21 protein-coding genes are annotated in these 19,684 nt (G+C 75.3%); 6 read left to right on the top strand and 15 right to left on the bottom strand.

Annotated elements, in window-relative coordinates; translation table 11 throughout:
* Nucleotides 1-91: 91 nt before the first annotated feature.
* Nucleotides 92-820, bottom strand: a complete 729-nt coding sequence (locus ACK586_RS15750; protein ID WP_409331437.1) for a class I SAM-dependent methyltransferase — start codon at nucleotides 818-820, stop codon at nucleotides 92-94.
* A gap of 74 nt (nucleotides 821-894) precedes the next feature.
* Here ACK586_RS15750 and ACK586_RS15745 point away from each other — a divergent pair, with 74 nt between their 5' ends.
* Together ACK586_RS15745 and ACK586_RS15740 are read left to right on the top strand one after the other, a co-directional pair.
* Nucleotides 895-2,277, top strand: coding sequence for a glycosyltransferase family 4 protein (locus ACK586_RS15745; protein WP_409331436.1), 1,383 nt, complete (start codon nucleotides 895-897; stop codon nucleotides 2,275-2,277).
* A gap of 4 nt (nucleotides 2,278-2,281) precedes the next feature.
* The gene (locus ACK586_RS15740; RefSeq protein ID WP_409331435.1) at nucleotides 2,282-3,592 is read left to right on the top strand and encodes a lipopolysaccharide biosynthesis protein; all 1,311 of its coding nucleotides are present in this window, start codon (nucleotides 2,282-2,284) and stop codon (nucleotides 3,590-3,592) included.
* A gap of 82 nt (nucleotides 3,593-3,674) precedes the next feature.
* Here ACK586_RS15740 and ACK586_RS15735 read toward each other — a convergent pair whose 3' ends face one another.
* The gene (locus ACK586_RS15735; protein WP_409331434.1) at nucleotides 3,675-4,406 is read right to left on the bottom strand and encodes a class I SAM-dependent methyltransferase; all 732 of its coding nucleotides are present in this window, start codon (nucleotides 4,404-4,406) and stop codon (nucleotides 3,675-3,677) included.
* A gap of 258 nt (nucleotides 4,407-4,664) precedes the next feature.
* Here ACK586_RS15735 and ACK586_RS15730 point away from each other — a divergent pair, with 258 nt between their 5' ends.
* Together ACK586_RS15730 and ACK586_RS15725 are read left to right on the top strand one after the other, a co-directional pair.
* Nucleotides 4,665-5,063 (top strand): cupin domain-containing protein, encoded by a 399-nt coding sequence (locus ACK586_RS15730; RefSeq protein WP_409331433.1) that lies wholly within the window; start codon nucleotides 4,665-4,667, stop codon nucleotides 5,061-5,063.
* A gap of 60 nt (nucleotides 5,064-5,123) precedes the next feature.
* Nucleotides 5,124-6,416 carry a hydroxyacid-oxoacid transhydrogenase gene (locus ACK586_RS15725; RefSeq protein ID WP_409331432.1) on the top strand — a complete coding sequence of 431 codons (1,293 nt, stop codon included), beginning with the start codon at nucleotides 5,124-5,126 and terminating at the stop codon, nucleotides 6,414-6,416.
* A 6-nt stretch (nucleotides 6,417-6,422) separates the two neighbouring features.
* Here ACK586_RS15725 and ACK586_RS15720 read toward each other — a convergent pair whose 3' ends face one another.
* The 8 genes from ACK586_RS15720 to ACK586_RS15685 all read right to left on the bottom strand — a co-directional run bounded on the left by ACK586_RS15720 (nucleotide 6,423) and on the right by ACK586_RS15685 (nucleotide 12,534).
* Nucleotides 6,423-7,034: an SGNH/GDSL hydrolase family protein gene (locus ACK586_RS15720; protein WP_409331431.1), complete on the bottom strand. Its 612-nt coding sequence runs from the start codon at nucleotides 7,032-7,034 to the stop codon at nucleotides 6,423-6,425.
* Nucleotides 7,035-7,181: 147 nt separating this feature from the next.
* Nucleotides 7,182-7,943 carry a 3-oxoacyl-ACP reductase FabG gene (gene fabG / locus ACK586_RS15715; protein ID WP_409331430.1) on the bottom strand — a complete coding sequence of 254 codons (762 nt, stop codon included), beginning with the start codon at nucleotides 7,941-7,943 and terminating at the stop codon, nucleotides 7,182-7,184.
* 109 nt (nucleotides 7,944-8,052) lie between these two features.
* Complete coding sequence (locus ACK586_RS15710; RefSeq protein ID WP_409331429.1) at nucleotides 8,053-8,472, bottom strand: DUF350 domain-containing protein; 420 nt, start codon at nucleotides 8,470-8,472, stop codon at nucleotides 8,053-8,055.
* A gap of 113 nt (nucleotides 8,473-8,585) precedes the next feature.
* Nucleotides 8,586-10,034 (bottom strand): AI-2E family transporter, encoded by a 1,449-nt coding sequence (locus tag ACK586_RS15705; RefSeq protein ID WP_409331428.1) that lies wholly within the window; start codon nucleotides 10,032-10,034, stop codon nucleotides 8,586-8,588.
* A 117-nt stretch (nucleotides 10,035-10,151) separates the two neighbouring features.
* Complete coding sequence (locus ACK586_RS15700) at nucleotides 10,152-10,901, bottom strand: dienelactone hydrolase family protein (protein WP_409331427.1); 750 nt, start codon at nucleotides 10,899-10,901, stop codon at nucleotides 10,152-10,154.
* A 36-nt stretch (nucleotides 10,902-10,937) separates the two neighbouring features.
* On the bottom strand, nucleotides 10,938-11,498 hold the full coding sequence (locus ACK586_RS15695) for a hypothetical protein (RefSeq protein ID WP_409331426.1): 561 nt from the start codon (nucleotides 11,496-11,498) through the stop codon (nucleotides 10,938-10,940).
* A 72-nt stretch (nucleotides 11,499-11,570) separates the two neighbouring features.
* Nucleotides 11,571-12,044 (bottom strand): hypothetical protein, encoded by a 474-nt coding sequence (locus ACK586_RS15690; RefSeq protein WP_409331425.1) that lies wholly within the window; start codon nucleotides 12,042-12,044, stop codon nucleotides 11,571-11,573.
* Nucleotides 12,045-12,066: 22 nt separating this feature from the next.
* Nucleotides 12,067-12,534 (bottom strand): PPOX class F420-dependent oxidoreductase, encoded by a 468-nt coding sequence (locus ACK586_RS15685; protein ID WP_409331424.1) that lies wholly within the window; start codon nucleotides 12,532-12,534, stop codon nucleotides 12,067-12,069.
* Between the two features lie 71 nt (nucleotides 12,535-12,605).
* Between ACK586_RS15685 and ACK586_RS15680 the strand changes: the two genes are divergently transcribed.
* Both ACK586_RS15680 and ACK586_RS15675 read left to right on the top strand, forming a co-directional pair.
* The gene (locus ACK586_RS15680) at nucleotides 12,606-13,898 is read left to right on the top strand and encodes an AI-2E family transporter (protein WP_409331423.1); all 1,293 of its coding nucleotides are present in this window, start codon (nucleotides 12,606-12,608) and stop codon (nucleotides 13,896-13,898) included.
* Between the two features lie 125 nt (nucleotides 13,899-14,023).
* Nucleotides 14,024-14,986: a proteasome assembly chaperone family protein gene (locus ACK586_RS15675; protein WP_409331422.1), complete on the top strand. Its 963-nt coding sequence runs from the start codon at nucleotides 14,024-14,026 to the stop codon at nucleotides 14,984-14,986.
* A gap of 69 nt (nucleotides 14,987-15,055) precedes the next feature.
* On the opposite strand, the gene purU is transcribed toward ACK586_RS15675, so the two are convergent.
* The 5 genes from purU to ACK586_RS15650 all read right to left on the bottom strand — a co-directional run bounded on the left by purU (nucleotide 15,056) and on the right by ACK586_RS15650 (nucleotide 19,621).
* The gene (purU, locus tag ACK586_RS15670) at nucleotides 15,056-15,937 is read right to left on the bottom strand and encodes a formyltetrahydrofolate deformylase (RefSeq protein ID WP_409331421.1); all 882 of its coding nucleotides are present in this window, start codon (nucleotides 15,935-15,937) and stop codon (nucleotides 15,056-15,058) included.
* Nucleotides 15,938-16,010: 73 nt separating this feature from the next.
* Complete coding sequence (ligD, locus tag ACK586_RS15665; RefSeq protein WP_409331420.1) at nucleotides 16,011-16,931, bottom strand: non-homologous end-joining DNA ligase; 921 nt, start codon at nucleotides 16,929-16,931, stop codon at nucleotides 16,011-16,013.
* Nucleotides 16,928-17,908, bottom strand: a complete 981-nt coding sequence (gene ligD / locus ACK586_RS15660; RefSeq protein ID WP_409331419.1) for a non-homologous end-joining DNA ligase — start codon at nucleotides 17,906-17,908, stop codon at nucleotides 16,928-16,930. The genes ligD (ACK586_RS15665) and ligD (ACK586_RS15660) overlap by 4 nt, the downstream gene beginning before the upstream one ends.
* A 1-nt stretch (nucleotide 17,909) precedes the next feature.
* Nucleotides 17,910-18,923 carry a non-homologous end joining protein Ku gene (gene ku / locus ACK586_RS15655; RefSeq protein ID WP_409331418.1) on the bottom strand — a complete coding sequence of 338 codons (1,014 nt, stop codon included), beginning with the start codon at nucleotides 18,921-18,923 and terminating at the stop codon, nucleotides 17,910-17,912.
* A gap of 107 nt (nucleotides 18,924-19,030) precedes the next feature.
* Entirely contained in the window at nucleotides 19,031-19,621 is a 591-nt protein-coding gene (locus ACK586_RS15650) for a DUF1360 domain-containing protein (RefSeq protein ID WP_409331417.1), read from the bottom strand.
* Nucleotides 19,622-19,684: the final 63 nt, after the last annotated feature.

The following is a 19,684-nucleotide window of genomic DNA, read 5'->3' as shown; positions in this document are numbered from 1 at the left end:
GGACCGAACCGACAGATCCCGTTGAAGACTCGAAGTCAGTCAGGCGCTGGGTCAGGAACGACCGCTGCGGGGCGCGCCTACATCCTCACTGTCAGGCGCGCTTGCGCAGCACCAGGACCACGTTCCAGGAGACGACCTCCCGCAGCCCGGGCACGCGGGCCACCCAGGCGGCCCACCACGGGTGGTAGCGCGGCAGGACGGCCAGCAGGTCGGCGTCCGGGCAGGCGCGCGCCCAGCGCACCGCGCCGCCGGCCGAGACCGCGAACAGCGACTCGCCGAACCTGTTCTTGGGCTCGGCGCCGGTCCGGCGGCGGTACCGGCGCCGCGCCCGGTGCCCGCCCAGGTAGTGCCACGGCGAGGTCTCGTGCCCGCCCCACGGCGACAGCCACGGCGTGTAGGAGAGGAAGACCGTGCCCCCCGGCCGGGTCACCCGCACCATCTCGTCGGCCATCACCCACGGCCGGCGCACGTGCTCCAGCACGTTCGAGGAGTAGCAGACGTCCACCGCGCCGGTGCGGATCGGCAGCTCCTCGCCGCTGCCCCGCAGCGTCCCGGGCTCGGGCTCGCCGCGGGCGGCCATCTCACCGGCGTCGGGCTCCAGGCCCACGTACGTCGACCCGGCGCCCCGGAAGGCATCGGCGAAGTACCCCGCACCGCCCCCGACGTCGAGCACCGTGGCGCCGTCCAGGGAGACCCAGCGGGACAGCTGGGCGACCGAGTCGGCGGCCAGGATGCCGTAGAAACCGTCCGGGTCGGACTGCTCCCGCCGGAAGGCCCGGAACAGGGTGACCGACCGTGAGAGGGTGGCCGATCGATCCATGCGGACACTCCGTTCGAGGTAGGGGGTTACTGGAGAGTTCGATCGACTGTGTCACGTGCATTAACGTGCCCCAGGTGCTCGACCGATCCGTGGACGTCGACGTCCTCTTCGTGAACTGGCGCGACCTGAGCCACCCCGAGGGCGGCGGGTCGGAACGGTACGTGCACCAGGTCGCGGAGGGGCTGGCCGCGGCCGGCCTCCGGGTCACCCTCTTCTGCGCCGCGCACGACCGGGCCCCCGCCGAGGAGGTCGTCAACGGCGTCCGCATCGTCCGCCGCGGCAGCCGGCTGGGCGTCTACCCGCGTGCCCTGGCCTTCGTCCGGCGTACCCGCCCGCGCCTGGTGGTCGACGTCCAGAACGGCATCCCGTTCAGCAGCACCCTGGTCCGCCGCGGCCGCCCGGTGACCGCGGTGGTGTACCACGTGCACAAGGAGCAGTGGCCGATCGTCTTCGGCCGGGTCATGGGCCGGGTCGGCTGGTGGCTGGAGTCGCGGGTCGCCCCGCGCGTCTACCGCCGGTGCCGCTACGTGACCATCTCCGAGGCCACCCGCACCGAGATGGCGGGCCTGGGCATCGACCCGGACCGCGTCACCGTCGTCCCCGTGGGCATCGAGCCGTTCCCGGCCGTCGGCACCCGGCGCTCCCCCACCCCGCACCTGGTGGCCCTCGGCCGGCTGGTGCCGCACAAGCGGGTCGAGCACGCCCTGGAGGTCCTGGCCCGGCTGAGCGACCGGTGGCCGGACCTGACGCTGACCGTCATCGGCGACGGCTGGTGGGAGGACCAGCTGCGCGCCGAGGCCGAGCGGCTCGGGGTCGCCGACCGGGTGACCTTCGCCGGGTTCGTCGACGAGCAGGCCAAGCACGAGCTGCTCGCCACGGGCTGGGTGCACCTCTGCCCGTCCATCAAGGAGGGGTGGGGGCTGGTCGTCAACGAGGCCGGCGGGCACGGGGTGCCCACCGTGGGCTACCGCTCGGCCGGCGGCCTGCGCGAGTCGGTGCTCGACGGCGTCAGCGGGGTGCTCGTCGACGACCTCGACGAGATGACCGCCGCCGCCGCGCGGCTGCTCGCCGACGACGCCGAGCGCGAGGCCATGGGGGGCGCGGCCGCCCGGTACGCCGTCTCGCTGGAGTGGCCGGCCACCGTGCGCTCCTTCGCCGCGGCGCTGGCCCGATCGGTCCGCGGCTCAGCCGCGACCGGAACCCACCCCGAGCTCGCCCTCGCCGACCTCGCGCGCGCGCTCGACCGCGTCGCGGTCGGCATCGTGCCCGGCCACGGCGACGACGGCGCCCGCTCCGACGGCGGCGCCGGCGGCCAGAGCCAGGAAGAGGGCCACGAGCTGCTTCTTCACCGCGGGCACGGCCTGCGGACGGCGGGACGGGGCACGGACGGCAGGGTAGACGGCACCGTGGACGACAGCGTGGACGTCACCGCCGCCGCACGGACGGGGACGGCGTGACCCCGTGCCTCCCGCAGGGGACCCGCGCTCCGTCGGCCGGCCGGCCGGCGCGCAGCGGGGCGCCGGGATGACGGCCGCCCCGGCGACGGTCGCGGGCATCCCCCGCGTCCGGCGCCAGGCCGCCGTTCCCGCGGCGCTGGTCTCCCTGGCGCTGCTCGGCGTGAACGGGCTCGCCTACGTCTTCACGGTCGTCGGCGCCCGGCTGCTGGTCCCCGAGGCCTACGGCGAGCTCGCCGCCCTGCTCGGGGTCATGTTCATCGGCGTGGTCCCGATGACGGGCCTGCAGACGGCGGCCGCCCTGACGCTGGGCTCCCGGCCGGAGGACCCCCGGCTGGTCACCGCCCGGCTGCACGCGGCGATGCTGGCCGGTGCCGTGGCGGTCGGCCTGCTCGGGCTGCTCGCGGTCGGCCCGCTGGTGGCGCTGCTGCACCTGGAGGGGCCCTCCACGGCGCTGTGGCTGGTGGCCGTCCTCGTGCCGCACACGATGATCGGCGGCTACGACGGGCTGCTGCAGGGATCGGGCCGCTACGGGCGGCTGGCCGTCGTCACGGGCCTGTTCGGCCTGGCCAAGACCGGCGGCGGGATCGCCGGTCTGCTCGTGGGCGGCACCCCCGAGGCCGCGCTCATCGGCATGGCGCTCGGCTGCACCGCCAGCGCGCTGCTCGGCTGGGTCGTCACCGGGCGGCCCGGGGTCGCCCGCGGCGCCCGGCCGCACGTGGTCGCCGCAGCGCGGGCGGCGGGCGCGCTGCTCGGCCTGGTGCTGCTGGTGAACCTCGACGTCCTGCTGGCCCGGCACCACCTGCCGGGCGACCTGGCCGGCGAGTACGCCGTGGCGTCCATCTTCGCCAAGGTCGCGTTCTGGCTGCCGCAGGGCGTGAGCGTGGTCCTGCTCCCCCGGCTCGCCAGCGCCGGCGGGCGCCGCCGGCTGCTGCCCGCGGCCGTCGTCCTGGTCGCCGGCACCGGCCTGGTGCTGACCGCCGCCACGGCCGTGCTCGGGGCCCGCGCCCTCCCGCTGGTGGGCGGCGCCGAGTACGGCGCCGCGCTCGGCGGCTGGACCTGGGTCTTCGCGCTGCTGGGCACCCTCCTCGCGCTGGCCCAGCTGCTGCTCTACTCCGGCATCGCCGCGGCCGACCGGGTGGCCGCCGCCGCCGTCTGGGGCGCGGTGGTGCTCGAGGCCGTCACGGTGGAGCTGTTCGTCGCCACCGGCAGCCTCACCGTGCTCAGCGTGGCCGGCACGGCCCTGACGGCCAGCGTCCTGCTCGTGGCCACCGGCCTGGTCCGGCTGCGGCGCTCCCACACCGCCGTCCCCGGCTGACCGCAGCCCTGTCGTGGTACCGCCGCGGCCGGCCGCCCCGGCCCGCCGCGGCGGTGTCGTGCGGGGATCCGGCCCCGCGGGATCAGTACGGGTCGTACGGCGAGTCGTGCCCGAACAGCCGCGCCACCGGGCGCAACCTCAACCTCAACAACACCTTGATGAAGACGTTGCGGATCCACCACGGCAGCTCGCCCAGGATCCGCAGCCGGTCCCGGAACGACGGCCGGCCGACGCGGAACAGCGCCAGCGAGCCGGCGCGCCGCTCGTAGCGGAGGTCCCCGGCGAACAGGACGTGCACCAGCACCCCGAGGGTCACGCCGATCGAGGAGAAGCAGTCGTGCACCAGCACGGCGGCACCGTCGGGCAGGTGCACCCGCCACTTCAGGTCGTCGGAGAACGTCCAGTAGTCGTGCTTGCCGTCGATGTACAGCAGCTGGAACGGCTCGTCCCAGGACCCGCGGATCTCCGTGGAGTAGTCGCAGACCAGCTCGACGGTGTCGCCGACCCCGGCCTCGGCCACGTTGCGCTCGAACGAGTCACGGGTCTTCCGGCCGCCGAACAACTTGCCGTCGATGAACGGGTCGACGGCGTACAGCCGCCCGCCCTTGCCCTGCAGCACCGTGCCGAGCACGACGGTGGAACGTCCCTGGTGCGAGCCGATCTCCAGCGCGTGCGCGCCGTCCGGGAGGGCCCGGGCCTGGGAGTCCAGCAGCTCCGCCTGGTCCCGGGACAGCCACCCGGGGATGCGGTCGGCGAGGGCCCAGACCCGGGAGAAGCGGTCCTCCGAGGAGGACGTCGACGGAGACTCCTGCACCAGCACTCCCATCACCTGCGGATCAGATCCGCGCAGACGCTACCCGCCGCCCGGGGCCGGTGAGGACGTTCCCCGGCCGGCCCACCCGACGGGGTGGGTCCGCCCGCGCCGGCGCCCCGCCGGGTGAGGCTCGGCGCATCGACGAGTAACCGGCCGCCGCACCGGGCAGGAGCAGGCCGTTCGCCGTCCGGGCCGGAGCCCGGGCGACCGCCCGGGACCACCCGGGGCACCCGGGACCACCGATGAGAGGAGCCGTCGATGGCCGTCATCCACTACACCATCGCCACCGAGGCCGAGAAGTACGCCGACTTCCGCCGGGTCCTGTGGACCGGCGAGAAGACCCAGCTCGTGGTCATGACCATCCCGCCGGACGGGGAGATCGGCGAGGAGGTGCACGAGGACATCGACCAGATCCTCACGTTCGTCAGCGGCACCGGCGAGGCCCGCGTCGGCGGGTCCACCAAGAAGGTGGCGCAGGGCGACCTGGTCGTCGTCCCGGCCGGGACGAAGCACAACTTCGTCAACACCGGGCCGAACCCGCTGGTCCTCTACACGGTCTACGGGCCGCCGGAGCACGCCGACGGCGCCGTGCACAAGACCAAGGAGGAGGCCGACGAGCTGGAGGAGGCCGGCAAGGACGAGCCGCCGACCTCCTGAGCCGGGGACGGGGCCACCACGGCCGGTGGCCCCGTCCGCCCGCACGCGCCAGGATCGGGCATGACCTCGATCCCGGTTCCCGCGAGCCCCGAGAGCGTGTTCACCTACGGCGCACCGCAGCTGAAGTTCGGCGTGGGCGCCGCGGACGAGGTCGGCTACGACCTCGCCCAGACCGGCGCGCGCCGCGTCCTCGTCATCACCGACCCGGGCGTCGCGGCCACCGGCATGCCGCAGCGGATCGCCGACGGGATGGCGCGGTTCGGCATCGAGGCGCACGTCTTCGACGGCGTCCACGTCGAGCCGACCGACGAGAGCCTCGCCGCGGCCGTGGAGTCCGCGCGGGCCGGCGGTCCCTGGGACGCGTTCGTGGCCGTCGGCGGCGGCTCGAGCATCGACACCGCGAAGGCCGTCGACCTGCTCACCACCAACCCCGGTGAGCTCATGGACTACGTCAACGCCCCGGTCGGCGGCGGGCGCGCGCCGGTCGAGCCGCTCAAGCCCCTGGTCGCGGTGCCCACCACCACCGGCACGGGCTCGGAGAGCACCACCATCTGCGTGCTCGACGTGCTCTCGCTGAAGGTGAAGACCGGGATCAGCCACCCCCGGCTGCGCCCGACGCTGGCCGTGATCGACCCGGCGCTGACCCGCACCCAGCCGGCCGGGGTCACGGCCTCCTCCGGCATGGACATCCTCTGCCACGCGCTGGAGAGCTACACCGCCCGGCCCTACGACACCTTCGAGCGCAAGCAGCCCGAGCAGCGGGTCCCCTACTGCGGGGCCAACCCGATCGCCGACATGTGGTCGGAGAAGGCCCTGTCGCTGCTGGCGACGTCCTTCCGGCGGGCCGTCCGCGACGGGGGCGACGACGCGGCCCGGGCGGACATGGCCATGGCCGCGACCTTCGCCGGGCTGGGCTTCGGCAACGCCGGGGTGCACGTGCCGCACGCCAACGCCTACCCGATCGCCGGGCGGGTGCGCGACTTCCACCCGAAGGACTACCCGGCCGGCGAGCCGATGGTGCCGCACGGGATGTCGGTCTCCCTCACCGCGCCCGAGGCCTTCCGGTTCACCTTCGACGCCGCCCCCGAGCGGCACCTGCGCGCCGCCGAGCTGCTGGACCCGGACGGGGACCGCTCCGGCGAGCCGGCCGAGGTCCTCCCCAGCGTCCTGATCCGGCTGATGCGCGACATCGACATCCCCGGGGGCATCGGCGCGGTCGGGTACGCCGAGGACGACGTCCCCGACCTCGTCGAGGGTGCGCTCAAGCAGCAGCGGCTGCTGGCCACCTGCCCCAAGCCGGTGGCCGCCGACGACCTGGCCGGCATCTTCCGGCGGTCGGTCTCGCTGTGGTGACGCCGGTCAGGCGGCCGGGTCCCGGCGCCGGCGCGCCGCGTCGAGCGCGAACGGGGTGAGGGCCGCGCCGATCGCGGCGTAGCCGGCCGACGAGGGGTGGAACCGGTCGGCGGCGAACATCGCCGGGTCCGCCTCGAAGGATCGCCCGACGTGCGCGGCCACGGCGGCCACCCGCGCCCCGGCGGCCGCGGCGACCTCCTCCTGGCGGCGCTGCAGCACGGCCGAGGCGGCCCGCACGACCGGCCGGAGCGCCGGTGGCACGAACGGGATGCCGGACATGTCCGGCGCCGGCACGACCACCACGTCGGAGCCGGCCGCGCGCAGCGTCCGGACCGCGTCGCCCAGCGAGGCCGCCGACCGCTCGGTGGGCACCAGCCGCGCGAGGTCGTTGGCGCCCACCACCACGACCGCGAGGTCCGGCGCCGGGACCGCCCGGCGCACCTGGGCGGCGAGGTCGGCCGCGACGGCGCCCGGCACGGCGAGCACGCTGAGCTCGACGTCGTGCCCGTCGGCGCGCAGGGCGGCGGCCAGCCGCGGGCCGAGGGCGTCCTGCGGGCGGGAGGCGCCGGTGCCGTAGGCGATGGAGTCGCCCAGGACGGCGACGCGCAGCGGGGACATCACACGGACGACAACGCCGGCGGGCGGGGTGCCGTGCCCGCCTCCGGCGTGAGAACGGCCTCGGTGCGGGGGGCGGCGAGGCACCCGCGCACGACGAGGCCCGGACGGCGGGTGCCGTCCGGGCCTCGCCGGGAGGTGACCTGCGGATCAGGCCTTCGGGCCGCCCGCGGCGTAGACGACCTGGCCGGACACGAAGCCGGCGCCCTCGCTGACGAAGAACGACACGAGGTGGGCGATGTCCTCGGGCTGGCCGACCCGGGCGACCGGGATCTGCGAGGCGTTGAACTGGATGAAGTCGTCGAAGCCGACGCCGAGCCGCTCGGCGGTCGCCTTCGTCATCTCGGTCTGGATGAAGCCGGGGGCGATCGCGTTGGCGGTGACGCCGAACTTGCCCAGCTCGATGGCCAGGGTCTTGGTGAGGCCCTGCATGCCGGCCTTGGCCGCGGAGTAGTTGGCCTGGCCGCGGTTGCCCAGCGCCGAGGTCGACGACAGGTTGACGATCCGGCCCCACTTCGCGTCGATCATGTGCTTCTGCGCCGCACGGGTCATCAGGAAGGCACCGCGCAGGTGCACGTTCATGACGACGTCCCAGTCGGTCTCGGTCATCTTGAACAGCAGGTTGTCCCGGGTGACGCCCGCGTTGTTGACCAGCACGACCGGCGGGCCGAGCTCGGCGGCGATCCGGTCGACCGCCGCCTGCACCTGCTCGGCGTCGCTCACGTCGGCGCCCACGGCCAGCGCGGTGCCGCCGGCGGCCTGGATCGCCTCGACCGTGCTCTTGCCGGCCGACTCCTCGAGGTCCACCACGGCCACGGCGAAGCCGTCGGCGGCCAGGCGCTGCGCGGTGGCGGCGCCGATCCCCCGGGCCGCGCCGGTCACGATCGCCACGCGGCGCTGTGCGTCGGTCATGTCGCTCCTTCTCCTGCCGGCACTCCTGTGCGCCGGGTCGTCTCGCAGAACTCGCCGCACACCGTACGGCGGGCGCCCGGGGAGGACGCGCGGAGGTCCGGTCGCGGGCTCAGGGCCAGATGCTCGCGACGATGATCGCCGCCACGGCCAGCTGGGACCCCACGCTCACCAGGCTGGCCGGGTGGAAGCGCGCCTCGGTCAGGTGGGTGCCCAGCCGGCCGGGGGTGACGAGGTCGAGCACCAGGAAGGCGACGGCCTGCAGGACGACGCCGAGGACCCCGAACACCACCGTGTACCCGAGGGCGTCGCCGAAGCCGCTGGTGGCGTTGGTCCAGATGGTGGTGAAGGCGATGGCGCCCTGGCCGAGGAAGCCGGCGGCGAGGGTGAGCGCCGCGTTGACCGACCGGTGCTCGTAGATGTGCCGGCCGAGGTGGCCGGGGGTGAGCAGGTCCAGGGCGAAGAAACCGAGGACGAGCAGCGCGATGCCCACGCCGGTGTAGGCGACGGCGTAGCCGATGCTGGCCAGCATGGGGGCGGGACCTCCGGGGAGCGGCGGGCGAGGGGGTGCCACACGGGCCTGCTGTGTCTACCGCACGGCGCCCGGCGCCCGACGCGCCGCACCGGGGCCGGTCGCCGTCCGCGTCACTCGTGGTCGGCGTCCTGCGAGCGCCGGTGCGGGCGCGGCACGTGCGGCCGGGGCACGTGCAGCGCGCGGACCGACGCGAGGGCCGCGCGGCGCGCCTGCGCGCGCTGGCGGGCGCGGCTGGTCCGGGGAGCCCGCGGCTCCTCGCGCAGCAGCGAGTCCAGCCAGTGGCCGCGCGGGTCGACGTCGACCAGCAACGCCTTGACCAGCAGCGTGAGCGGGATCGCCAGCAGTGCGCCGAGCGCGCCGAGCGCCCAGCCCCAGAACAGCAGCGCGACGAAGGTGACGGTCATCGACAGGCCGACCGAGTCGCCGACGAAGCGCGGCTGGATCAGGGTCTGGATGACGAAGTTCAGCACCGAGTAGACGATGACGACGGCCCACAGGTCCGACCAGCCGCCGTCCAGCAGCGCCAGCAGCGCCGGCGGCAGCAGGCCGAGGACGAAGCCGATGTTGGGCACGTAGTTGGTGATGAACGCCAGCAGGCCCCACAGCAGCGGCAGCGGGACGCCGATGACCGCCAGGGCGATCGTGTCGCCGACGGCGACGACGAAGCCGAACACGGTGCTGACCAGCAGGTAGCTGCGGGTGCCGCGCGCGAACAGGCCCATCGCGATGAGCAGGTGCGGCCGCTCGGCGGCGACCAGCGCCAGCCGGCGGCCGAAGCCACCGGACTCGATGGCGAGGAAGACCAGGGCCGAGAGCAGCAGCAACAGGGTCGACGCCGCGTCGGTGAGGCTGGCGAGCAGGCCGGTGGCCACCCCGACCAGCTGGCCGTAGTCGATCTGCGAGACCAGGTCGCTGATCTGGCCGGAGACCACGCCCGCGTCGTTCAGGTCGGTCTGGATGGAGCGCAGCAGGGAGTTGAACTCGGGTGCGTAGTCGGGCAGCAGCGCCGCGAGCTGCGCGGCGGAGACGACGAGCAGCGCGACGAACGACAGCAGGACCGCCCAGACGAGCAGCAGCAGGACGGTGGCGCTGGCCCAGCGCGGCACGCCGTGGCGGAGCAGCCAGCGCTGCACCGGCATCAGGGCGATCACGATGACCAGCGCGAGCATCACCGGGGCGATGAGCCAGGCGAGCGTCCGGACGCCGCCGAGCGCGATGGTCGCCGCGGCGCCGCCCAGGAGCAGCACCAGCCAGCGGGGCAGCCCACCCGAGGTCTCGCCGGCGGCCGCTCCGGCGGAGGGCTCCGGCTCGGCCGCCGGGGAGCACGCCGCAGCCGGGACCGCAGCCGGGGCCGCTGCCGGGGCCGCTGCCGGGATCTCGGCCGCGGCCGGGGTCGCCGCCGCCGTCCCGGGCGGCGCGTCCGCCGCGCCCGGGACCAGTGCCTCGCCCGCCGCGGTCGCCGCCGTCGCGCGGGCGTCGGCGAGCTCGGCCGTCAGCGCGGACGCGGTGCCGCCGCGTCCGTTCCGCTCACCCCCCGGCAGCGCGGGCTGGGCTCCCATCTGCTCTCCGCTCTCCCCCGTGCGGCGTGCCCTGCCGCCGGCCCGCGCGCGTCGTGCGCCGCGACCGCGCCCAGGGTGTCACGACCGGGGCCCGGTCCCGCGGTGCGGCGCTGCGGCTCACCCGGCGACGCGCTCGAGCAGCGCGAGCAGCCGGCGCCAGGCGTCGGCCGAGGCCTCCGCCCACTGGTCGGCGGCCCGGTCGAAGAAGGAGTGCGGCGCCCCCTCGTAGACCGCCGTCTCCACCTCGGCGCCGGCCGCCCGCATCCGCTGGGCCAGCGCGAGCTGGTCGTCGACCGGAGTCGCGGCGTCGTCCCCGGCGACGAGCATGAGCACCGGCAGGCGGGCCGACCCGGCCGCGTCGCCGACCATCTGCGGCCGGCCGTAGAAGCCCGCGGTGGCGGCCAGCGGCAGCACCCCCTCGGCCTGGCGCCAGGCGTTGCTCCCGCCGAAGCAGAACCCCACGGTGATCACGGGCAGGTCGGCGCGGGTGCGGTCCCGCAGGAGCCCGATCGCGGCGGCGGTGTCGTCGTCGATGCCCCGGGCGGTGGTCTGCGGCACGTGCGTCTGCCAGTCGAACTCCTGGTCGCGGACGCCCTGCCCGGCCCGGCCGGCGGTGCGGGCGAAGTAGTCGATCGCGACGGCCGGGTACCCCGCCTCGGCGAACCGCTCGGCCAGCGCGACGTAGTAGGGGTGCAGGCCGCGGACGTCGGGCAGCACGACGACCCCGGCGCCGGCCTCCTGCGCCGGCGCCGCGAAGGCCGCATCGACCTCCGTCCCGTCGGCCGAGGTCAGGGTCAGCAGACCCCGCTCCACGACCTCACCGGAGCGTGGCGGAGCGGGCGGGCGGCTGTCGGCGTCGTGGCACATGCCCTCTCCCTACCAGCCGGGACGGCGGCGGGCAGCTCAGGTGTCGGCGGCCCGGTCGGCGGCGTCCGGACGGCCGCCGAAGACCTGGGCGGCCACCTCGCGGCGGGCGTCGGCGAGCCACTGGTGCTGGTCGTCGGCCTGGGCGACCAGCCGCTCGAGCAGCGCGCGGTCCAGCCGCGGCTCCACCGCCGCCAGCTCGAGCAGCGTCTCGAAGCCGGCCCGCTTGGCCAGGACGGCGGTGGCGATGAACTCGAACTCGACCAGGTCGCTGAGCGGGGACCGGGAGAGGAGCCGGCCGTTGAGCTTGACCCGCGAGAGCTTCTCCGCGACCCACGTGCCCAGCTGCTTGTAGGTCCGCACCGGGATGTCCAGCGCCCCGGCCATCGCGATGTGCGCCGACCGCTCCTCGCGCAGCTCGTCGAGCAGCTGCTCGAGCTTCGGCTCCCACCTGGTCCCCCGGTGCCGGGACAGCATCCGCGACACCAGCTCGACCCCTCCGGTGGCGGCGGCGAGGTGGTCGTTGACGTAGACGCCCAGCAGCTCGGGGTGGCGCAGCGGGCCGGACCCGGCGGGCTGCGACGACGGGGGCTGGGACACGGGACCTCCTCGGGACCGGACGGGACCGGACCATTGTCGCCGCCCGATGATCATCCCGCTCCCCGGCGGCGGTCACCGCGCGGCCCGCGCGAGCAGCCGCGCCGCCGTGGGCCGCAGCTCGCCCTCCAGGTCCCAGCCGCCGGCGGCCAGCCGCTGCCCCACCGCCTGCCGGCTGACCCCCAGCTCGGCCGCGACGGACGACCGGGTGCGCCCGGCGGCGAGCAGGTCGACCACGGTCCAGGCGGCGGCGCTGCGCCGGGCGACCAGCGCGGCCAGCGCGGTCAGGACGGCCTGGGCGTCGAGGGCCTCGTCCGGCTGCGCGCCACGGACCGCCAGCCGGGCCGGTCGCCGGACGGCGACGGCCAGCGCGGACGCGGCGGCGAGGGCGGCGGGCCCGCGGGCGGGACCCGGCCCCTTCACCAGGGCGCCGGCGCCCACCCCGATCGGCCGGCGCCCGTGCCGGACGAGGCGCAGCACCGCCTCGACCGTCGCCTCCGGGTCGGGCAGGACGACGGCGTCCCCCTCGGCGGCGACGACGAAGGGCACGGCACCGAGCCTGGGGCAAGCCCTAGAGCTTGTCGAGCACCTCGGCCGGGAAGCCGCCCGTGGCGATCGGGCCCCACCGGTCCACGGTGATCCGCAGCAGCGACTTGCCCTGCCGGACCATGGCCGCCCGGTAGTCGTCCCAGTCGGGGTGCTCGCCGCTGATCGAGCGGAAGTAGCCCACCAGCGGCTCCAGCGCCTCGGGCAGGTCGAGCACCTCGGCCGTCCCGTCGACCTGCACCCAGGGGCCGTCCCAGTCGTCGGACAGCACGCAGAGGGAGACCGCCGGGTCGCGCCGCGCATTGGCCACCTTGGCCCGCTGGGGATACGTGGAGACGACGACGCGGCCCTCGCCGTCCACCCCGCAGGTGACCGGGGACAGCTGCGGGCCGCCGGAGGCGCGGCGGGTGAGCAGCAGCGCCCGGTGCCGGGGCCGGAGGAAGTCGAGCAGCGCGTCCCGGTCGACCCGGTCGGCGGTGGCGGTCCTGGGCATGCCGGCCACGGTAGTGCGACGCGCGCGGACGCCGCCGGGTGCTGCGCGCACCGCTGTGCTGCGATGAGGGCATGAGGCTGCTCCCGTCGCGACGCTCCGGCTCCGGCGCCGCCCCCGACAACAGCCCGCACGCGCTCACGGACGTCCCGGGGGCCACCACGTCGGCGCCGGCGCCGTCGGACGACCGCGGCCCCCGGCTGCAGCGCGCCGTCCGGACGCTGGCGATCGGCTCCGCCGAGCTGCTGCTGATCGTCCTCGCGCTCTACGTGGTGGGCGAGATCCTGGGAGCGCTGTGGGTCATCCTGCTCCCGATCGTGCTGGGCCTGCTGATCACCACGGTGCTCTGGCCGCCGGCCCGGTTCCTGCGCCGGCACGGCTGGCCGCCCGCGCTGGCCGCCGCGACCGTGGTGCTGCTGGCCATCGGCGGCTTCGGCGGGCTCATCGCCGCCATCGCCCCCCAGGTGGTCGACCAGGTCGAGGAGCTCGCCGGCCAGGTGGCCAGCGGCCTGGAGGACATCCAGGCGTGGCTGCAGGGTCCGCCGTTCAACATCGACGAGGACCAGATCGGCAACGCGGTCGACAACGCCATCAACGAGCTGCAGGCCCGCGCCGGCGACATCGCCGGCTACGCGGCGACCGGCGCCACGGCGATCGGCAACGGCCTGATCAACCTCGTGCTGGCGCTCGTCCTCTGCTTCTTCTTCCTCAAGGACGGGCCCCGCTGGGTGCCGTGGCTGGCCGCGCAGACGGGCAGGCAGGCCGCCCCGCACGTGGCCGCCCTGTCGGCGAAGGTGTGGTCGACGCTGTCGGAGTTCATCCGCCAGCAGGCGCTCGTGGGCTTCGTCGACGCGTTCTTCATCGGCCTGGGCCTGTGGATCCTCGACGTCCCGCTGGTCCTGCCCCTGGCCGTGATCACGTTCTTCGCCGCGTTCATCCCGATCATCGGTGCGGTCGTGGCCGGCGCGTTCGCCGTCCTGGTCGCGCTGGTCGACCAGGGTTTCGGGGTCGCCCTCGCCGTCCTGATCCTGGTCCTGGTGGTCCAGCAGCTGGAGAGCAACGTGCTCCAGCCGATCATCCAGGGCCGCGGATTCAACATGCACCCGGCCGTCGTCATCCTCGCGGTCACGGCCGGCGGCAGCCTCGCGGGCATCACCGGTGCGTTCCTCGGCGTCCCGGTGGCCGCCCTGACGGCCGTGATCTACCGCTACGTGCGCGACGCCCTCGACGGCCGCTCGCCGGAGGTGACCGACGAGGGCGCCCGGACGCGGGTGGTCGGCGACGAGGACGGCGCCGCGCTGGCCGCCGAGCACGGCCCGCCCCCCACCGACCGGGGCCCGGCCCCCGAGGAGGACGCGCGGTCCTGATCCCCGCGCCGACCCTGCCACCAGGGAGGCGCTCCGGCGGGGGACGATGGGAATGCCGCGCCCCTCCCGGGGGCTGCGGTGGACACCGGGCGGGTGCCCGGGGACGCCGTCGAGGAGGAGCACACGTGCCGCTGCGACCGGAGGACCTGCTGGAGCTGCTGCCGGCGGCCGGCCCGTTCCTGGACCGGGAGAGCGCGCTGGCGCAGCACGCCGACCCGGCGGGGGCGCGCCGGGGGCTGGTGCTGGTGCACGACCTGGCCGGGGACTTCGACGCCGCCCGCGCCGGTGCCCTGGCCGGGGCGCACCTGCTGACCAGCCTGCCGCACGAGGTGGTGGCCCGGTTCGACGCCGACGCGCTGGTCGACTACCGCGCCCACCGGCCGCGGATGACCTTCACCGGCGACAGCTACGCCGACGTCACGCTGCCCGAGATCGTCCTGTACGCGCTGGAGGACGACGCGGGCGAGCCGTTCCTCCTCCTGCACGGGGCGGAGCCGGACTTCGCCTGGACGCGGTTCGTGGCCGCCGTCCAGGACCTGGTCGAGCGGCTGGGTGTCACGTCGGTGGTCGCGCTGCACGCCATCCCGATGCCCGTCCCGCACACCCGCCCGGTGACGCTGACCGCGCACGCGACGCGGCGGCAGCTGATCGAGAGCTACCCGGTCTACTGGGGGCAGGTGCGCATCCCCGGCAGCGTGGGGGCGCTGCTGGAGCTGCGGCTGGGCGAGGCCGGCGTGGACGCCTTCGGGATCGCCGCCCACGTGCCGCACTACCTGGCGCAGGCCACCTACCCGGCGGCCTCGCTCACGCTCGTGGAGCACCTCTCGCGGCTCACCGGGCTGCACCTGCCCACCGAGACGCTGCGGGAGGCCGCGGAGGCCAACCGCACCGAGGTGGACGAGCAGATCGCCCGCTCGCCGGAGAACACCGCCGTCGTCGCCGCCCTGGAGCAGCAGTACGACGAGTTCACCGCCGCCCACGGGGACTCCGGTCTGCTCGCCGGCGGCGGCGAGGTGCCCAGCGGCGAGGAGATCGCCGGCGAGTTCGAGCGGTTCCTCGCCGAGCAGGAGAAGCGCCGCGGCGACTAGGTCCCTGTCGGCCCCCTCGCAGGGCGCCGGTGCGAGCTCGCGAGTACCGGGGGCGAGGGGGTCCTTCCCCTAGGCGAAGACGATCGTGCGGTCGCCCTCGACGATCACCCGGTCCTCGACGTGCCACGTCACGGCCTGGGCGAGGACCTGGCGCTCGACGTAGCGGCCCACCCGGCGCATGTCGGCCACGGTCGCCCGGTGGTCCACGCGGGCGACCTCCTGCTCGATGATCGGCCCGGCGTCGAGCTCCGCGGTCACGTAGTGCGCCGTGGCGCCGATGAGCTTCACGCCGCGGTCGTGGGCCGCCTGGTAGGGGTTCGCGCCGACGAACGCCGGCAGGAAGCTGTGGTGGATGTTGATCAGCCGCTCGGGGAATCGGCTGCAGAACTCCGGCGACACGATCTGCATGTAGCGGGCGAGCACCACCAGGTCGGCGTCCCCCACGATCTCCAGGGCCCGGGCCTCGGCCTCGGCCTTGGTCCCCGGGGTCACCGGCACGTGGTGGAACGGGATGCCGGCCGCGGCCGCCACCGGCTCGAGGTCGGGGTGGTTGGAGACGACGCTGGTGATGTCGGCCCGCAGGTCACCGGCGCGCACCCGGTAGACGAGCTCCTGCAGGACGTGGTCGGTCCGGCTCACGAAGACCGCGATCGAGGGCCGGGCGCTGGCCTCGGTCAGCCGCCAGGTCATCTGCCACTGCCTGGCCAGCAGGTCCAGGGCGCCCTCCAGCTGCGGCCGGCGCTCGGCCAGGTCGGCGAGGACGAACTCCAGGCGCAGGGTGAACGTGCCGCCCGTCGGGTCGGAGGAGTGCTGCTGCGAGTCGGTGATGTTCGCGCCGACGTCGGCCAGCAGCCGGGACAGGACGGCGACGATGCCGGGGCGGTCGGGGCAGCGCACGACCAGGCGGCCGGTGTCGGTGGTGGTCGGGTCCGCGGGAGCAGCAGGCAGCACGGTCGCCGATTCTCCCCGACCGGGATCGGCCCGCCGCGCCCCGGCGGAGCGCGGGCACCCCGAGGGGGGAGGTTCAGGCGTCGGGCAGCCGGGCCCGCGTGCGATCGGCGACGTCGAACAGGTCGCCGTAGTCCTCGACCCGGTGCAGCACCTCCTCGGTGCGGAAGCGCAGCAGCCCGGGGTCGGCGCCCTCGTTGACGGCGTCGACCTCGTCCCAGCCGATCGGGGTGGACACCGTCGCGTCGGGGCGGGCGCGCAGCGAGTACGGCGCGACCGTCGTCTTGGCCGGGTTGTTCTGGCTCCAGTCGATGAAGACCTTGCCCGGCCGCAGCACCTTCTCCATCCGCCACACGACCTCGCCGGGCGTCTCGGCCGACAGCTCCTGGGCCAGCGCCCTGGCGTACCGGCTGGGGTGGTCGCGGTCGGTCACCCGGATCGGGGCGTACACCTGCATGCCCTTGGACCCCGACGTCTTCACCACCGGGTCCAGCCCGTCGTCGACCAGCCGCACGCGCAGCCGCTCGGCCACCCGGCAGCACTCGGCGATCCCGGTCTGCGGCCCCGGGTCCAGGTCGAGCACCAGCAGGTCGGGCAGGGCGGGCTGCAGCCGGCTGCCGACCTGCCACTGCGGCACGTGCAGCTCCAGCGCGGCGAGGTTCGCCGCCCAGGCCAGGTCGGCGACGGTCTCCAGCACCACCATCTCGAGGGTCTCCCTGCCCCGGGAGCTGCCCGGGCTCGGCACGGTCACCGTCCGCACCCAGTCCGGGGCGTGCCGGGCGCTGTTCTTCTCGAAGAACGCCTGCCCCTCCACGCCGTCGGGCCAGCGGGTGAAGGTCACCGGCCGGCCGGACAGGTGCGGCAGCAGCACCGGCGCGATCCGGACGTAGTAGTCGATCACCTGCGCCTTGGTGAACGACACCTCCGGGAAGAGCACCTTCTCCAGGTTGGAGACCTCCAGCTGGCGGCCGTCGACCCGCACCCGCTGGCGGCTCACGCCTGCCACTCCTCGATCACCTCCTCCGGGTCCAGGTCCTCGCGCAGCCCCCGCCAGGAGGGGTGGCGCATCCGGCCGTCGGCGGTCCAGCCGGCGAAGGCGACCTCGCCGACGAGCTCCGGCTCGACCCAGCGCGCGTCCCGGGTCACCTCGCGCGGGAGCGCGCCGGCAAACGGGGAGCTTCCGCGCGCCGTCATCAGCGCTTCGATCTGACGCAGCGCGGCGTCGGCGAACCCGGTGCCCACGTGCCCGGCGTAGACCAACCGGCCGTCGTCGTCGTGCACGCCGACCAGCAGCGAGCCCACCCCGCCGGCCCGCCGCCCCTGCCCGGGCCGCCAACCACCGACGACGACGCTCTGCATCCGCAGATGCTTGACCTTGCGCCACTCCGGCGCGCGGACGCCGGGGCGGTAGGGGCTGTCCAGCCGCTTGGCGACGACGCCCTCGAGGCCGTTCTCCCGGCTGGCGGTGTGCACACCGGCGCCGCCGCCACGGAACCAGGGGGTGGGCACCCACCGCTCGCCGGCCGGCTGGAGCGCGTCGAGGCGTGCCCGCCGCTCGGCGTAGGGCAACCCGGTGAGGTCCGCGCCGTCCAGCGCGAGGAGGTCGAACACGAGGTAGGTGACCGGCCCGGCCGCCGCCATCCGGCGCACCTCGGGCCCGGTGCGGTGCATGCGGCCCTGGAGCGCGCCGAAGTCGGGCCGGCCCAGGGCGTCCAGCGCCACGATCTCCCCGTCGACGACGGCGTCGTGCCCGGCCAGCACCGCGGGGGGCCGGGTCACCTCCGGGTACCGCACGGTGATCTCGGTGCGGCTGCGCGCCCACAGCCCGACGTCGCCGTCCCGCACGAGCGCGACCGCCCGGACGCCGTCCCACTTGAACTCGTACCCCCAGCGGCCGTCCTCGGCGGCCGGAGGCAGCTCGCCGGGCGTGGCGAGCATCGGCGCGGGGACGGGCGGCGGGTCGGGGCGGGCCACCTCAGGCGCTGCGGCGGGTCCGCTTGGCCGGGGGCTTGCCGGCCGCGGCGGTCTTCTTCGCGGCCGTCGTCTTCTCCGCCGCGGTGGTCTTCTTCGCGGCCGCCGGGGCCTTCTTCGCGGTCCGCTTCGCCGGTGCCTCGGCGGCGTCCTCGGCGGTGTCCTCGGCAGCCGCCCTGCGTGGCGCCGTCGCCTTCCTGGCGGGGGCACGCCTGGCCGGGGCGGCGTCCCCGTCGTCGTCGGCGCCGCCGCGGGCCTTCTCGACGCTGCGGCGCAGGGCGCTCATCAGGTCGACCACGGCGGCACCCGGGTCGGCGGTCTCGGGGACGGGCTGCACCTCGCCGCCGGTCTGCTTGGCCTCCAGCAGCGCCGTCATGGCCTCGCGGTAGTCGTCGGTGAACTCGCCCGGGTCGAACTCGCCCGACATGGAGGAGATCAGCGCCTCGGCCATCTGCAGCTCCTGCAGCCGGACGGCGACGTCCTCGTCGAGGAAGGCGAAGTCGGGACGGCGGATCTCGTCGGGCCACCGCATCGTGTGCAGGACGAGCACGTCGTCGCGCACCCGCAGGGCGGCCAGCGACTCGCGCTGGCGGATCGCGATCTTCGTGATCGCCACCTGACCGGCGTTGACCAGGGCGTCGCGCAGGAGCACGTACGGGCGGACGGCGGGACCGTCGGGCTCGAGGTAGTAGGTCTTCTCGAAGTGGATGGGGTCGATCTCCTCCTGGTCGACGAACTGCAGGACGTCGATCTCGCGCCGCGACGACAGCGGCAGGTCGTCGAAGTCCTCGTCGGTCAGGATGACCAGCTGGCCGTCGGGCAGCTCGTAGCCCTTGGCGATGTCGGAGTACTCGACCTCCTCGCCGTCGATGGAGCAGACCCGCTTGTACTTGATCCGGCCGCCGTCGGGGGCGTGGACCTGGTGGAAGCGGATGTCCTTGTCCTCGGTCGCGGAGTAGAGCTTCACGCCGATGCTGACCAGCCCGAAGGAGACCGCACCCCGCCAGATCGACCGCACGTCGCGCCTCCTCCCGCCCCCACCGGCACCCCGGTCCGCAGCGTAGGCCGGGTGCGGGCCCCCCGGCAGGTCGACGCCCGCCGCCTCCCCCGTCCGGAGGACGGCGCTCAGGCCACGCCCTGCGGCTGATCCCTCGGCGCCGGCTCCAGGCCGCCGTTCTGGATGGCGTCGTAGACGAACTGCAGGACGTCGGAGGAGGCGACCAGCGTCATCGTCAGCGCCGCCAGCCGGGTGGCCTTCGGCGCCGCGGCGTAGCCGAACACCAGGCCGGTGGCCACCCACTGGGCCAGGCAGAACGGGCAGGTGAGCAGCTCCCCCACCGCGTGCTTGACGCCGCCGTGCTCGCGGACCTCCTCGGCGACCTCGGCGTGCCCGGAGGGTCCCTGGAAGGCGGTGAACGGCGCCCGGAGCGGGGCGGTCACCGGGTCCTTGGCGATCCGCCGGGCCAGCCGGAAGGTGGCCACGGCCAGCAGGGCGGCGTCCCCCGGCGGGATGCGGTCGGGCAGCTCTCGGCCGGAGGCGCGCACCGCGGCGGCTCCGGCCGAGACCAGGCCGAGGTAGACCCCCATCGCCCCCAGGTCGCCGGCCAGCGGCCGCGGCTCGCCCTGCGAGTACTCCCGCCCCTGCGCACGGACCCATCGCCGGAGGGGGGCCAGTGACCCGTGGGCGGCGCGCTGCAGGTCGTTCCCGATCGCCATGGCACGGCGCTACCCCGCGAAGCCGGCCCTGACCCGTCGCCGGGCCCCGCATGGTCTCCGGGC

This window comes from Trujillonella humicola (assembly GCF_046233715.1).
Classification (GTDB): domain Bacteria; phylum Actinomycetota; class Actinomycetes; order Mycobacteriales; family Geodermatophilaceae; genus Trujillonella; species Trujillonella humicola.
Note: the sequence above shows the minus strand (reverse complement) of the source record. Positions and strands in the feature narration are given on the sequence as shown.